At 68.2% G+C, this 13,878-nt stretch carries 11 protein-coding genes; 5 read left to right on the top strand and 6 right to left on the bottom strand.

Going from position 1 to position 13,878, the window contains the following annotated elements; all coding sequences use genetic code 11:
- Positions 1-161 precede the first annotated feature (161 nt).
- Entirely contained in the window at positions 162-1,364 is a 1,203-nt protein-coding gene (locus ABE422_RS04510; RefSeq protein WP_346482560.1) for an amino acid aminotransferase, read from the bottom strand.
- A gap of 176 nt (positions 1,365-1,540) precedes the next feature.
- Here ABE422_RS04510 and ABE422_RS04515 point away from each other — a divergent pair, with 176 nt between their 5' ends.
- On the top strand, positions 1,541-3,667 hold the full coding sequence (locus ABE422_RS04515) for a TonB-dependent receptor (protein ID WP_346482561.1): 2,127 nt from the start codon (positions 1,541-1,543) through the stop codon (positions 3,665-3,667).
- Between the two features lie 10 nt (positions 3,668-3,677).
- Here ABE422_RS04515 and ABE422_RS04520 read toward each other — a convergent pair whose 3' ends face one another.
- Positions 3,678-4,019, bottom strand: a complete 342-nt coding sequence (locus ABE422_RS04520; RefSeq protein ID WP_102788774.1) for a hypothetical protein — start codon at positions 4,017-4,019, stop codon at positions 3,678-3,680.
- A 144-nt stretch (positions 4,020-4,163) separates the two neighbouring features.
- On the opposite strand from ABE422_RS04520, the gene ABE422_RS04525 reads away from it, so the two are divergent.
- The 3 genes from ABE422_RS04525 (at position 4,164) to ligD (ending at position 8,188) form a co-directional block, all read left to right on the top strand.
- Complete coding sequence (locus ABE422_RS04525; protein WP_313219805.1) at positions 4,164-4,559, top strand: hypothetical protein; 396 nt, start codon at positions 4,164-4,166, stop codon at positions 4,557-4,559.
- Between the two features lie 95 nt (positions 4,560-4,654).
- Positions 4,655-5,596 carry a Ku protein gene (locus ABE422_RS04530; protein ID WP_070474208.1) on the top strand — a complete coding sequence of 314 codons (942 nt, stop codon included), beginning with the start codon at positions 4,655-4,657 and terminating at the stop codon, positions 5,594-5,596.
- A gap of 6 nt (positions 5,597-5,602) precedes the next feature.
- Positions 5,603-8,188 (top strand): DNA ligase D, encoded by a 2,586-nt coding sequence (ligD, locus tag ABE422_RS04535; protein WP_346482562.1) that lies wholly within the window; start codon positions 5,603-5,605, stop codon positions 8,186-8,188.
- Here the strand turns inward: ligD and ABE422_RS04540 are convergent, their stop codons facing one another.
- The 4 genes from ABE422_RS04540 to adh form a co-directional block, all read right to left on the bottom strand.
- The gene (locus ABE422_RS04540; RefSeq protein WP_346482563.1) at positions 8,189-8,584 is read right to left on the bottom strand and encodes a hypothetical protein; all 396 of its coding nucleotides are present in this window, start codon (positions 8,582-8,584) and stop codon (positions 8,189-8,191) included.
- A gap of 56 nt (positions 8,585-8,640) precedes the next feature.
- Positions 8,641-9,018: a DUF779 domain-containing protein gene (locus ABE422_RS04545; RefSeq protein WP_070474214.1), complete on the bottom strand. Its 378-nt coding sequence runs from the start codon at positions 9,016-9,018 to the stop codon at positions 8,641-8,643.
- Positions 9,019-9,099: 81 nt separating this feature from the next.
- The gene (adhP, locus tag ABE422_RS04550) at positions 9,100-10,128 is read right to left on the bottom strand and encodes an alcohol dehydrogenase AdhP (protein ID WP_176990769.1); all 1,029 of its coding nucleotides are present in this window, start codon (positions 10,126-10,128) and stop codon (positions 9,100-9,102) included.
- 83 nt (positions 10,129-10,211) lie between these two features.
- On the bottom strand, positions 10,212-11,741 hold the full coding sequence (adh, locus tag ABE422_RS04555) for an aldehyde dehydrogenase (protein ID WP_313210554.1): 1,530 nt from the start codon (positions 11,739-11,741) through the stop codon (positions 10,212-10,214).
- A gap of 239 nt (positions 11,742-11,980) precedes the next feature.
- Between adh and ABE422_RS04560 the strand changes: the two genes are divergently transcribed.
- On the top strand, positions 11,981-13,864 hold the full coding sequence (locus ABE422_RS04560; protein ID WP_346482564.1) for a sigma-54-dependent Fis family transcriptional regulator: 1,884 nt from the start codon (positions 11,981-11,983) through the stop codon (positions 13,862-13,864).
- The last annotated feature ends 14 nt before the right edge of the window (positions 13,865-13,878 follow it).

A 13,878-nucleotide genomic window follows, 5' to 3' on the forward strand; every position in this document is an offset into this window, starting at 1 on the left:
AGGCGGCCTTCAGAGGAGAAGCGCCTATTGTCGCCCTTCGCCGGAGCCATTACGAGGCGCGGGCTGCCGTAACCGTTCCCACCGCGCGCAACGCGCTGCCGGCGCGGCAAAGAAAAACGGCCGCGCAGGGCGGCCGTTCTGCTTCACAGGAGCACTACTGCTCAGCCCTTGCTGACGGTCGCCACGGCCTTGGCCACGTATGCCAGGTTGCCCTGGTTGAGTGCGGCCACGCAGATGCGGCCGGTGCCGACGGCGTAGATCGCGAACTCGTCGCGCAGGCGGTCCACCTGGGCGCGGCTCAGGCCCGAGTACGAGAACATGCCGGCCTGGTCGTTGATGAAGGCGTACTCCGGTGCGCCGGCGGCGACCAGGTTCTCCACCAGACCGTGGCGCAGGGCGTGGATACGCTCACGCATCTCGGTCAGTTCCGCTTCCCACACCTGGCGCAGCTCAACGCTGTTGAGCACGCCGGCCACCAGTGCCGCACCGTGGTTGGACGGGCTGGAGTAGATCGTGCGGATGATGCGCTTGACCTGCGACTGCACGGCCTTGGCCGCGTTCGCGTCCGGGGCGACCACCGACAGCGCGCCAATGCGCTCGCCATACAGCGAGAACGACTTGGAGTACGAGTTGGCGACCACGAAGCTGTCGATGCTGGCCTCGGCGATGATGCGCACGGCGGCGCCGTCTTCGCTGATGCCCTTGTCGAAGCCCTGGTAGGCCATGTCGATGAACGGGAACAGCTGGCGGTCCTTCAACAGCTCGGCCACCTGCTTCCACTGCGCGACGGTGAGGTCGGCACCGGTCGGGTTGTGGCAGCACGCGTGCAGCAGCACCACGGTGCCCGGCTGCAGCTTGCCGAGGTCGGCCAGCATGCCGTCGAAGTCCACGCCATGGGTGGCGGCATCGAAGTAGGTGTAATCGACCACCTCGAAGCCGGCCGCGCCGAACACCGCGCGATGGTTTTCCCAGCTCGGGTTGCTGATGGCGATGGTGGCGTGTGGCAACAGCTTGTGCAGCAGGTCCGCGCCGATGCGCAGCGCACCGCTGCCGCCGATGGTCTGCGAGGTGGCCACGCGACCTGCGGCCAGCAGCGGCGAATCCTTGCCGAAGACCAGCTCGCGGGTGGCCTGGTTGTAGGCCGGCAGACCGTCGATCGGCAGGTAGCCGCGCGGTTTGGCGTCAGTGGCCAGCTGCTGTTCGATCGTGTTCACGGCGCGGAGCAGCGGGATGCGGCCGCTCTCGTCGTAATAGATGCCCACGCCCAGGTTGACCTTGATCGGGCGGCTGTCGGCGTTGTAAGCCTCGGTCAGGCCCAGGATCGGGTCGCCTGGGACCAGTTCCACATTTGCAAAGAAGGACACGGCGGTACTCATTCGGATGACGGAAGGGGGAGGGTGGCGCGACGCGGAGTTGGCGGCAGAATCAGCCAAAACCGACCCATCGTAACAAAGCCCCGCCGAGGGCGCCGAGGCCGTCGTCACGTCGTCTTCCGTACCATGGCGTGCGGCACGCCCATTTACCGAGGATCCCGCCCCGCATGCTCCGTCTTACCCCGCTGGCCCGCCACTGTGCGCTGGCCTCGGCCGTGTTGCTGCCGTCGCTGGCGCAGGCCCAGAACACCCCCGCTCCCGCTGCCTCGATCGAGCGGCTGCCGACGGTCCAGGTCCAGGCCGCCCGCGTGGCGCAGGTGGCCGATATCGATCTGCCGGCCTCGCTGACCACGGTCTGGGTGGATGAGCACCGTACCGGCCCGCTGGCCCAGCTCTCCGAGGCCCTCAACGGCATCCCCGGGGTGGTCGCCCGCGATCGCCAGAACTACGCGCAGGACACCCAGCTCTCGATCCGTGGCTTCGGCGCGCGCTCGACCTTCGGTGTGCGCGGCGTACGCGTGCTGGTGGACGGTGTGCCGGCCACCATGCCCGACGGCCAGGGCCAGCTCTCCCACGCCAGCCTGCTCTCGGCGCAGCGCGTGGAGGTGTTGCGCGGGCCGTTCTCGGCGCTGTACGGCAACTCGTCCGGTGGCGTGGTCCAGGTCTGGAGCGCGGATGGCGCCGAGGGCGACCCGTGGCGCCTGCGGCTGGATACCGGCAGCGACAACACTGTCAGCGCCGGCGCCCAGCTGCGCGGCGTGCAGGGGCCGATCCGCTACAACGTGGCCGCCAACCACTTCCGCACCGATGGTTGGCGCGATCACAGCCAGGCCCGGCGCGAGTCGGTCAACGCCCGGGTGGGCACCGATGTCGGCGGCGGCCAGCTGGATCTGGTCCTGAACTACTTCGATGCGCCCGACGCACAGGATCCGCTCGGCCTCACCCGCGCCCAGGTGCGCGAGAACCCGCGTCAGGCGACCGCGGTGGCTACCCAGTACAACACCCGCAAATCCGTGCGCCAGGCCCAGGCCGGGCTGGTGTTCACCCGAACGGAGGGCGCGCAGACCTGGCGCGCGATGGGCTATGCCGGCCAGCGCAGCGTGGAGCAGTACCTGGCGATCCCGCCGGGGCCGCAGGCCAACCCGCTGCATGCTGGCGGGGTGATCGATCTGGACGGGGCCTATGGCGGTCTCGACGCGCGCTGGGCGTGGCACGGTGACTGGGCCGGACGCCCTCTGGACATCGTGATTGGCGCCAATGCCGACCGTCAGCAGCAGGATCGTCGTGGTTACGAGAACTTCGTCGGGGATCAGGTCGGCATCAAGGGCCGCCTGCGCCGCGACCAGAGCGACCGGGTCGAGAACGTGGACCAGTTCGCGCAGGCGTGGTGGCAGTGGGCGCCGCGCTGGTCGTTGCTGCTGGGGGTGCGCCACAGCACGGTCCGTTTCCGCTCCAATGACCAGTACATCACCGCCGGTAATCCGGACGACAGCGGTTCGCGTCGCTACGAAGCGACCACCCCGGTGGCCGGGGTGGTGTTCCGCGCCAGCGATGCCTGGCGGCTGTATGCCTCGGCCGGACGTGGCTTCGAAACGCCGACCTTCAACGAGCTGGGCTATCGCGCCGATGGCCAGGCCGGGCTGGCGCTGGATCTCTCGGCCGCCCGCAGCCGCAACCTGGAAGTCGGCAGCAAGTGGCACGGGCAACGTGGCGCGCAGGTCGAGGCGGCGCTGTTCCGCGCCGATACCGATGACGAGCTGGCCGTGGCGAGCAACAGCGGTGGCCGCAGCACCTACCGCAACATCGGCCGCACGCGCCGCCAGGGCGCGGAGGCCAGCTATGTGCAGCCGCTGGGGGCGCAGGCGGATCTTTCGCTGGCCTACACCTGGATCGAAGCCACCGTGCGTGATCCGTATGCGCTGTGCGCGGCCGCTGGATGCAACACGGTGACCTCCGGCTCACGCCTGCCGGGTGTACCCAGGCAGCAGTGGAACGCGCGGGTGCAGTACCGCCCGGGCCCGTGGCAGTGGGCCGCCGAGGTGGTGGCCTCCAGCGACACCGTGGTCAACGATCTGGCCACCGACAGCGCGCCGGGCTATGCCCTGTTGAACCTGGAGGTATCGCGGCGCTGGACTACCGCGCAGGGCACGCTGCGGGCCTTCGCGCGGATCGACAATGCGCTGGACCAGCGCTACATCGGCTCGGTGATCGTCAACGACGGCAACCAGCGCTTCTTCGAACCCGGCCCGGACCGCCGCTACAACGTGGGCCTGCAGTGGCAGTGGGCGCCCTGACCCAAGGGACCTACCTGGGCGGCTTGGCCGGCACGAAGGGTGAGGTCGGGTCGCTGGCCGGGAACGTCTCTTCCAGCGCCTCGTCCTGGTTGTCGCTGGCGTGTTCCTTGCGCTGGCGGCGCTGGTATTCATCTTCGCGGCGATGATGACCGGCCGGGCCTTTCTCGCCGGCCGCCGAATCCTTGCGGTCGCGCGGGACCGGATCCGGCGTGACCGCCACCGGCAGGTGATCGGGTGCGTCGTCGGGCACGGACATGCCGGCGCCGCGGTCTTCGGCGTCCTGGTTGTCATGTTTGGCGCGCTGCTCGCCGGGGACCGGGGCGGTGGCGTCGCGCAGGGGATCGCGGGGCATGGGAGTTCTCCAGTTGCTGTGCGCCCCACTACAGCGCGCGGCGGGTGAAGTCGCTGCGAATCCCGCCGCATCAACGAATCTGTCACGGCTGGATAACGGCGGCGGGACTATTCCTGCCTGCCCCGCCGCTGTCGGAGTCGTGTCATGCCCCGCCTGGACCGCCGTGCCGCACCCGCGTTGTTCAACGCCTACCTGCAGCCGGAACGGAGCGGGCGCCGTGCGCGCCGCGACCGCGCCGAGGACCCGCAGGCGATCGCACAGGACTACCTGCAGTACATGCGCAGCGATTATGAGCAGCGCCGCAGCCACGGCCGCCGCAGCTGGCGCGACCTGTATCCGGCCTACGCCTTCGCGCTGACCACCCACTACGCGGACTGGCCGCGCGGTGCCGATGACACCGATGGTGAGCTGGCCGAGCACTGGGAACAGATGCGCGGGCAGTCGCGGCTGGGCTGGCACCAGGCCCGCGCCGTGGTCGAAGACGCGTGGCTGGCCCTGGACCACATGCCGGCGGCGGCGGTGCACGGCCTGCTGCAGTAGCCGCGGCGTGCAGCCGGCCTGCACAGCCCGGACACAGGCGTTTCACGTGCTGCGCGGTACAGCTGCCCTCCCTGAAGTGTTGGAGTGGCGCCACCATGGCCCGACCGATCTGGACCGGCACGCTGTCATTCGGGCTGCTCAATGTCCCGGTGTCGCTGATGTCCGGCGAACGCAATGTGGATCTGCACTTCCGGATGCTGGATTCGCGCGACCGCAAACCAATCCGCTTCGAGCGCGTCAACGCGGATACCGGCGAAGAAGTGCCGTGGAAGGATATCGTCAAAGCCTACGAGTACGACAAGGGCAGCTACGTCGTATTGGAAGAAGACGACATCCGCTCGGCCGCGCCGGAAAGTCATGAGGCGGTGGAGGTGGAGACCTTCGTCGATGCCGGCACGATCGATCCGCGCTACTACGAGAAGCCCTACCTGCTGGTGCCCGCCAAGAAAGCCGAGAAAGGCTACGTGCTGCTGCGCGAAACGTTGCGCAGCACCGGCAAGGTCGGCATCGCGCGGGTCGTGGTGCGCACCCGCGAGTACCTGTGCGCGGTGATGCCGCACGGCGACGCGCTGGTACTGATGATCCTGCGCTATCCGCAGGAACTGGTGGACCCGGAAGACTACAAGCTGCCCAGCGGCAGCCTGGCCGAGTACCGGATCAACAGCAAGGAAACGGCCATGGCCGAGCAGCTGATCGAGTCGATGTCCGGCGAGTGGAAGCCGGACGAGTACCACGATGAGTTCCGCGAGCGCCTGCACACGCTGCTGAAGAAGCGGATCAAGGCCAAGGGCGGCACCACCAAGGTGGAGGAAGAGCCGGTCCCGCGCGAGGATGATGCGACCAACGTGGTCGACTTCATGTCGCTGCTGCAGAAGAGCCTGGATGCCAAGAAGCGCACGCCGGCTGCCAAAAAGACAGCGGCGAAGAAGGCCACGGCCAAGGTCGCCAAACCCACGGCGGCCAAAAAGGCGACCAAGACAGCAGGCAAGGCGACCAAGAAAACCACCAAGCGTGCACCCGCGCGCAAAGCCGGGTAAGCCCACGTGTCCCTGCAGGAATATCGCCGCAAACGCCGTTTCGACGGCACCCCCGAGCCGGACGCCGAGCGCCGCGGTGCGCTGGCGCGCCGGCCGATCTTCGTCGTGCAGCTGCACCACGCCAGTTCGCGCCATTATGATTTCCGGCTGGAAGCCGATGGCGTGCTCAAGAGCTGGGCGGTACCCAAAGGCCCCTCGCTGCGCGTCGGTGAAAAACGGCTTGCGGTGGAGGTCGAGGATCACCCGCTGTCCTACGCGACCTTTGCCGGCGACATCCCCAGTGGCCACTACGGCGCCGGGCATGTGGACGTCTACGACCACGGCACCTGGGCCTGCGATGGCGATCCGCTGGAGGCGATCGCGGCCGGCAAGGTGGACTTCGTCCTGCACGGTGAGCGGCTCAAGGGCGGCTGGAAACTGGTGCGCACCGCGATGAAGGGAAAGCAGCACCAGTGGCTGCTGATCAAACGCGATGACGAGGAGGCCAGGGATATGGAGGCTGATGATCTGTTGGAGGCACCGCCCAAGGCAGGCAAGCGCGCAAGCGCGACGAAGGTTGCCGCTGCCAACGCCAGCAAAGCTGCCCCGGCAAGGAAGACCGCGCCGGCCAAGGCCGCGACAGGTAGCCCCGCACGCAAGGCCGAACGCAAGGCCGATGCGCGCTGGTCCAAGCGCGCGCTGGCCCTGCAGGGCGCTCGCACAACGCCCTACCCACATGACTTCAAGCCCCAGCTGACCGATCACCGTGCCACCGCACCGGACGGCGAGCAGTGGCTGCACGAGATCAAATGGGACGGCTATCGCCTGCTGGCCGATGTGCGCGATGGCGTGGTGTCGCTGCGCTCACGCGGCGGGTTGAACTGGACCGACGATTTCCCCGAGGTGGTGCAGGCGATCGAGCGGCTGCCGGTGCGCGATCTGCGCCTGGACGGTGAGCTGGTGGTGCTGGATGTGCAGGGCCGCAGCGACTTCACTGCATTGCAGAAGGTCATCGATGGCACCGCCAAACAGCCGCTGCGCTATGTGGTGTTCGACATGCCCGGCATCGCCGGGGTGGATGTCAGCCGGGTGCCGCTGCTGGCGCGCAAGGCGCTGCTCAAGGACCTGCTGGGCAGCAAGCCGGACACCCTGGCCTACAGCGACCATGTGCGCGACCACGGCCCGGCGGTGTTCGCCGCCAGTGGCGAGGCCGGGTTCGAAGGCATCATCAGCAAGCAGATCGATGCGCCCTACGTCAACGCACGCTCACGCGACTGGATCAAGATCAAGCACGAGAACACCGATGAGTTCCTCATCGTCGGCTATACCGAACCGAAGGGATCGCGCAGTGGCTTCGGCTCGCTGCTGATGGCCACCCCGGACAAGCGCGGATTGCGTTATGTCGGCCGCGTCGGCACGGGCTTCGACGATGCCGCGCTGCGCGCGCTGACCAGGCAGCTGACCCCGCTGACGGTGAAGGACGCAGTGGTCGAGCTGCCTGCGCATGTGCCGTTCACCGCACGCAGCGTGCACTGGGTGAAGCCGGTGCTGGTGGCGGAGGTCGCGTTCCGTGGATGGGCCAAGGAAGGGTTGCTGCGCCAGGCCAGCTTCAAGCGGCTGCGCGAGGACAAACACGCCAAGGATCTGGGCGCCACAGCTACTGCCGTCTCCCCTACCGTCTCCACTACCGCGGCCTCCGCCACCCCGGCCGGAACGCGCGGGCGAAAGAAGGCAGCTACGGCCGCGCAGGACGAGATCACCGTGACGATCAGCCATCCCGAGCGCGTGGTGTTCGCCAAGGCGAAGATCACCAAGGGCGAGGTGGCCGACTACTACCGCCGCATGGCGCGCTGGATCCTGCCCGAGGTGGCGCACCGCCCGCTGTCGGTGCTGCGCTGCCCGGACGGGGTGGACAAGCCCTGCTTCTTCCAGAAACACCATGGCACCGGCCTGGGTGGCGCGGTCAAGGCGATCCCGCTGGAGCAGAAGAGCGGGCGCGAAGACTACCTCTACATCGAGGACGTGGAGGGTCTGCTGCAGCTGGTGCAGATGAACACCCTGGAGCTGCATCCCTGGGGCGCCACCGTCGAGGACCCCGAACATCCGGACCGGCTGGTGTTCGATCTGGATCCCGGCGAAGGCGTGAACTGGACGCAGATCAAGGCCGCCGCACGCGACGTGCGCGCGCGCCTGCAGGAAGCCGGGCTGGAGAGCTTCGTCCGGCTCTCCGGCGGCAAGGGCGTGCACGTGGTGGTGCCCTTGCAGCCCAAGGCCGACTGGGCGCAGGCCAAGGACTTCTGCGAGGCGTTTGCGCAGGCCATGTCCACCCAGGCACCGGAGCGCTATGTGGCGACGATGAGCAAGGCCAAGCGCGACGGGGTGATCTTCATCGACTGGCTGCGCAATGCGCGCGGCGCGACCAGCGTGAGCTCGTGGTCGCTGCGGGCGCGGCCCGGAGCCGGCGTGGCGGTGCCGCTGCGCTGGGAAGAGCTGGGCCGCATCGCGGCGCCGGACGCCTTCCCGATGGCGAAAGCACTGCAGCGCGCGGAGCGGCTGAAGCAGGACCCGTGGGAAGGCATGAAGCAGGTGAAGCAGGTACTGCCGGGCAGCTGATCAGGCGCGCGCTGGCCGGAACCGCGTGCCGACCCACAGGCCCACGAATGCCTGCACCGGCAGCGACAACAGCAGGATCACCACGAACCAGAACGGGAAATCGCTGCCGAAATCCCACGCGGTGTAGAGCGATGCGGCCGCGATCACCGCCCACACCACGCCGCCGTGCACACGCGGCCAGGTGGGCGCATAACGGCTGGCAAAGGCGATCGCGGCGATGCCGCTGAGGATCGTCCAGGCCAGGTCCCAGGCCAGCTGCGGCTCGCCGCCCGGCGGAATGCGCAGCAACGGCACCAGCCACGAACCGAGGCTGTTGACCAGCACCATCACCGCGAACGCGAACACGACAGCCAGTACGGACAGCAGTGGATTCTTCAGGGCGGACCACACAGGCATGGCAGGGGTGTCACGGCGGGAGAGCCGCCATTATGGACGGGTTGCCGCGGCGTGTTTCAGACCCGGCCGGCTGCCTTGAGCTGGGCGAACTCGTCATCACTGAACAGCCGTGAGCGGACCAGGAAGCGCACGCCCTCGCCGTTCTCCAGCGAGAACATGCCGCCCCGGCCAGGCACCACGTCGATGATCAGCTGGGTGTGCTTCCAGTACTCGAACTGCGCGGGGCTGATGTAGAACGGCGCCCCGCCGATCTCGCCCATGCGCACGTCACGGTCGCCCACGATGAAATCGCCCTGGGCGAAACACATCGGCGAGGAGCCGTCGCAGCAGCCACCGGACTGGTGGAACAGCAGGTCGCCGTGGCGGGCCTGCAATGTCTCGATCAGCTGGAGGGCCGGGAGCGTGGCCATTACCTGGAGCGGGAGGTCGGGCATGATCGGGGCTCTCCGAGCCGGCCAGCGGCCGGCACTACCGTGAAACAGGCGCTGCCGATGGGTCGGCAGCGCGCCGTGTGCTTACGCGCTCATGTCCAGTACCACGCGGCCTTCGATCTTGCCGGCCTGCATGCGCGCGAAGATGTCGTTGATGTTCTCCAGCGAATCGCTGGTGACCGTCGCGGCGACCTTGCCCTGCTCGGCGAATTCCAGCGATTCCTGCAGGTCCAGGCGGGTGCCGACGATCGAGCCACGCACGGTGATGCCGTTGAGCACCATGCCGAAGATGTCCAGCGGGAAGTTGCCCGGCGGCAGGCCGTTCAACGAGACCGTGCCACCCCGGCGGACCATGCCCAGTGCCTGCTCGAAGGCCTTCGGCGAGACGGCGGTGACCAGTGCGCCATGTGCCCCGCCGATCTCCTTCTTCAGGAACGCGGCCGGATCGGTGTTGCGTGCGTTGACCGTGATCGTCGCGCCCAGCCGCTCGGCCAGGGCGAGCTTGCCGTCGTCGATATCCACTGCGGCCACGTTCAGGCCCATCGCCTTGGCGTACTGCACGGCCATGTGGCCCAGCCCGCCGATGCCGGAAATCACCACCCACTGGCCCGGCTTCGTATCGGTGACCTTCAGGCCCTTGTAGACCGTGACGCCGGCGCACAGGATCGGCGCGACCTCGATGAAGCCCACGCTCTTGGGCAGCAGCCCGACATACGCCGCGTTGGCCAGAGCGTACTCGGCGAACCCGCCGTTCACCGAGTAACCGGTGTTCTGCTGCGCCTCGCACAGCGTTTCCCAACCCCCCAGGCAGTGCTCGCAATAGCCACAGGCCGAGTACAGCCACGGGATGCCGACGCGGTCGCCTTCGCGGATATGGCTGACCCCGGCGCCTACCGCCACCACGTGGCCAACGCCCTCGTGGCCGGGAATGAAGGGCGGATTGGGCTTGACCGGCCAGTCACCGTCCACCGCATGGAGGTCGGTATGGCACACGCCACAGGCTTCGATCTTCACCAGGATGTCGCCGGGCCCCGGACGCGGCACCTCGACTTCCTCGATACGCAACGGCTTTCCGAATTCGCGGACGACAGCGGCCTTCATGGTCTTGTTCATGCGTGGATCTCCGTGGATTGCCAATCACTGCACTGTGGCGCCGGCCGCATGCCGGCGCCTTGATCGGGATCAAGCCCGGGGGCTCAGAAGAAGCCCAGCTTCTTGGGCGAATAGCTGACCAGCAGGTTCTTGGTCTGCTGGTAGTGGTCGAGCATCATCTTGTGGTTCTCGCGGCCGATGCCCGACTGCTTGTAGCCACCGAAGGCGGCATGCGCCGGATAGGCGTGGTAGCAGTTGGTCCACACCCGCCCGGCCTGGATGCCGCGGCCCATGCGGTACAGGCGCGAGGCATCGCGGCTCCACACGCCGGCACCGAGGCCGTACAAGGTGTCGTTGGCCAGCTCCAGTGCTTCTTCCTCGGTCTTGAAGGTGGTCACCGAGACCACCGGCCCGAAGATTTCTTCCTGGAACACGCGCATCTTGTTGTGGCCCTTGAACACGGTCGGCTTCACGTAGAAGCCGCCGGCCAGGTCGCCGTCGAGGGTGGCCTGCTCGCCGCCGATCAGCACCTCCGCGCCTTCCTGCCGGCCGATGTCGAAGTAGGACAGAATCTTCTCCAGCTGCTCGGAGGAGGCCTGCGCACCGACCATCGTGTTGGGGTCCAGCGGGTTGCCCTGCTTGATCGCGGCCACGCGCTTGAGCGCGCGCTCCATGAATCTGTCGTAGATCGATTCCTGGATCAGCGCACGCGACGGGCAGGTGCACACCTCGCCCTGGTTGAAGGCGAACAGCACGAAGCCTTCGATGGCCTTGTCCAGGAAATCATCGTCCTCGGCCATCACATCGGCGAAGAAAATGTTGGGCGACTTGCCGCCCAGTTCCAGCGTCACCGGAATCAGGTTCTGGCTGGCGTACTGCATGATCAGCCGGCCGGTGGTGGTTTCACCGGTGAAGGCGATCTTGGCGATGCGCGGGTTGGACGCCAGCGGCTTGCCCGCCTCCACGCCGAAGCCGTTGACCACGTTGAGCACGCCGGCCGGCAGCAGGTCGCCGATCACCTCCATCAGCACCAGGATCGAGGCCGGGGTCTGCTCGGCCGGCTTGAGCACCACGCAGTTGCCGGCGGCCAGCGCCGGCGCCAGCTTCCAGGCGGCCATCAGCATCGGGAAATTCCACGGGATGATCTGCCCGACCACGCCGAGCGGCTCGTGGAAGTGGTAGGCGATGGTGTCCTTGTCGATCTCCGACAGGCTGCCTTCCTGCGCGCGCACCGCCCCGGCGAAGTAGCGGAAGTGGTCGGCCATCAGCGGAATGTCGGCGTTGAGCGTTTCGCGGATCGGCTTGCCGTTGTCCCAGGTCTCGGCATGGGCGAGCAGCTCGAGATTTTCTTCGATGCGGTCGGCGATCCGGTTGAGGATGTTGGCGCGCTCGGTGGTCGAGGTCTGGCCCCAGGCGGTCTTGGCCGCGTGGGCGGCGTCCAGCGCCGCTTCGATGTCCTCGGCGTTGGAGCGGGCGACCTCGGTGAACACCTTGCCGGTCACCGGCGTGGTGTTGTCGAAATACTGACCGCTGCGCGGCGCCACCCACTCCCCGCCGATGTAATTGCCGTAGCGCGGCTTGAAGATGGACTGCGGGTCGGTGGCGTGCGGCTTGGCGGACGTGACGGCATTCATGGGTGCATCTCCGGATGGCGGTGGACAGGCCCGGTAAGGGTCTGTTCCATGGCGCAAGGACGATGCCAGGTTCGACGTGGTGCGGTGCGACATGGCCTCACCCGGCACACCGATTGGGGAGGCCCGCGGAAACTGGTGCGGTGCACCACCGCCGGTCATTGCACGGTAACGCCGGGTGTGGTGTTTATCGGAACAGGCCCCGCTACAACTGTCGCAGATTGCGACACTGGAGAATCCAGGTGTCCCAGCTCCCGCTCCAGCACCGTGTCGGCAATGCGCGACGCTCCTTTTTCGAGCGCGGCGCGGCGCCGGTCGGCATCGTGCCCGACACCATCCTGCAGTCGTGGCAGCGCTGCCAGCGCGGCGGGCTCTCGGTGGATGCACAGCCGGAGGTCGAACCGCTGCCGGACGCCCGCCTGCGCGAGCTGCGTCAGCGCCAGGAAACACTGTGGCGGTTGGCGCGGCCGGAGCTGGATGGCCTGGCCGCCGACATCGCCGCGACCGGCAGCATCGCGCTGCTCACCGACGAAGACGGCTGGATCCTGGATGCGGAGGGCAACCCGGGTTTCCTCGACAAGGCCGGGCGGGTGGCGTTGATGCCAGGCGTGCGCTGGGATGAAACCACGGTGGGCACCAATGCGATCGGCACCGCCATCGTCGAAGGTCGCTCGGTGGAGGTGCGTGGCGGTGAGCACTACTTCGCCCCGCACGCGATCCTGACCTGTTCGGCGACGCCGATCTTCGACCCGTACGGGCAGCGTGTGGGCGTGCTCGACATCTCCGGCGACGCGCGCCAGCAGCACCTGCACGCCCGTGTGCTGGCACGGCAGGCGGTGGCGCATATCGAGCACCGCTACTTCGAGGCGGGACTGGGCGATTGCGAGGTGGTCCGCCTGCATCACGACGCCGGCCTGCTCGGTACCGCGCGCGAAGGCGTGCTGGGCTTCCGCAATGGCCGTCTGGTGGCCGCCAACCGCGCCGGGCTGGCCCTGTTCGGTCTGGACCACGGCGACATCGGCAGGGCGCCCTACGCGGCGCTGTTCGATGGTCCGCTCTCGCGGCTGCACGATGATGGCGCGCTGGTTGATCGCCAGGGACGCGCGCTCTACGGCCACGTGAGCCCTGCCGGCGGCGCCACGGTCCGCTCGCCGCTGCCCGCGCGTCCGGCCGCCGCCGCACCCGCGCGTGCCGCCGGGGCAGCGGTGCGGGTGGATGCCAGCCCCCTGTTCGACGCCGCCCAGCAGCAGGTGCTCGAGCGCGCCTGCCGCGTGCTGGACGCGCAGTTGCCGGTGCTGCTGCAGGGCGAGACCGGCACCGGCAAGGAGGTGTTCGCACGCGAACTGCATCGGCGCAGCACGCGTGCCGACAAACCGTTCGTGGCGGTCAACTGCGCGGCGCTGCCGGAAGGGCTGATCGAAGCCGAGCTGTTCGGCTACGAGGAAGGGGCCTTCACCGGTGCGCGCAAGAGCGGCAATACCGGCCTGCTGCGCCAGGCCCAGGGCGGCGTGCTGTTCCTCGATGAGATCGGCGACATGCCGCTGGCGCTGCAGCCGCGCCTGCTGCGGGTGTTGCAGGAGCGCACGCTGTCACCGCTGGGCGGCGGCAAGCCGGTGCAACTGGATTTCGCCCTGATCTGCGCCACCCACCGCGATCTCGATGTGGCGATGACATCCGGTGACTTCCGCAGCGATCTCTACTACCGCATCGCCGATCACAGCGTGCGTCTGCCCGCCCTTCGCGAGCATGCCGACCGTGCGGCGCTGGTGCAGGGCCTGTGGCAACGCCTTGGCCAGGGCCGGCAACTGGAGTCCGCCGCGCTGGAGGCGCTGGCCGGGTATGCCTGGCCAGGCAATGTGCGGCAGTTGTGCTCGTGCCTGCGCACGCTGGTGGCGCTGAGCGATCCGGGCGAGGTGATCCTGCATGGGATGCTGCCGGCCTATCTGCACAGGGTGCACGCAGCGGTGATGCCATCCACGGCAGAGGGGCTGGAGGCGATGACCGAAACCGCCATGCGCGACGCGCTGCGCGCGAGCAACGGCAATGTCGCCGAGGCGGCGCGCGCGCTGGGCATCAGCCGCAGCACGCTGTATCGCCGCGTCGGCGCAACGGCCCGCCGCCACTGAGGCGGCAGGCCCTG

This window comes from Stenotrophomonas sp. TWI1151 (assembly GCF_039673135.1).
Lineage (GTDB): Bacteria > Pseudomonadota > Gammaproteobacteria > Xanthomonadales > Xanthomonadaceae > Stenotrophomonas.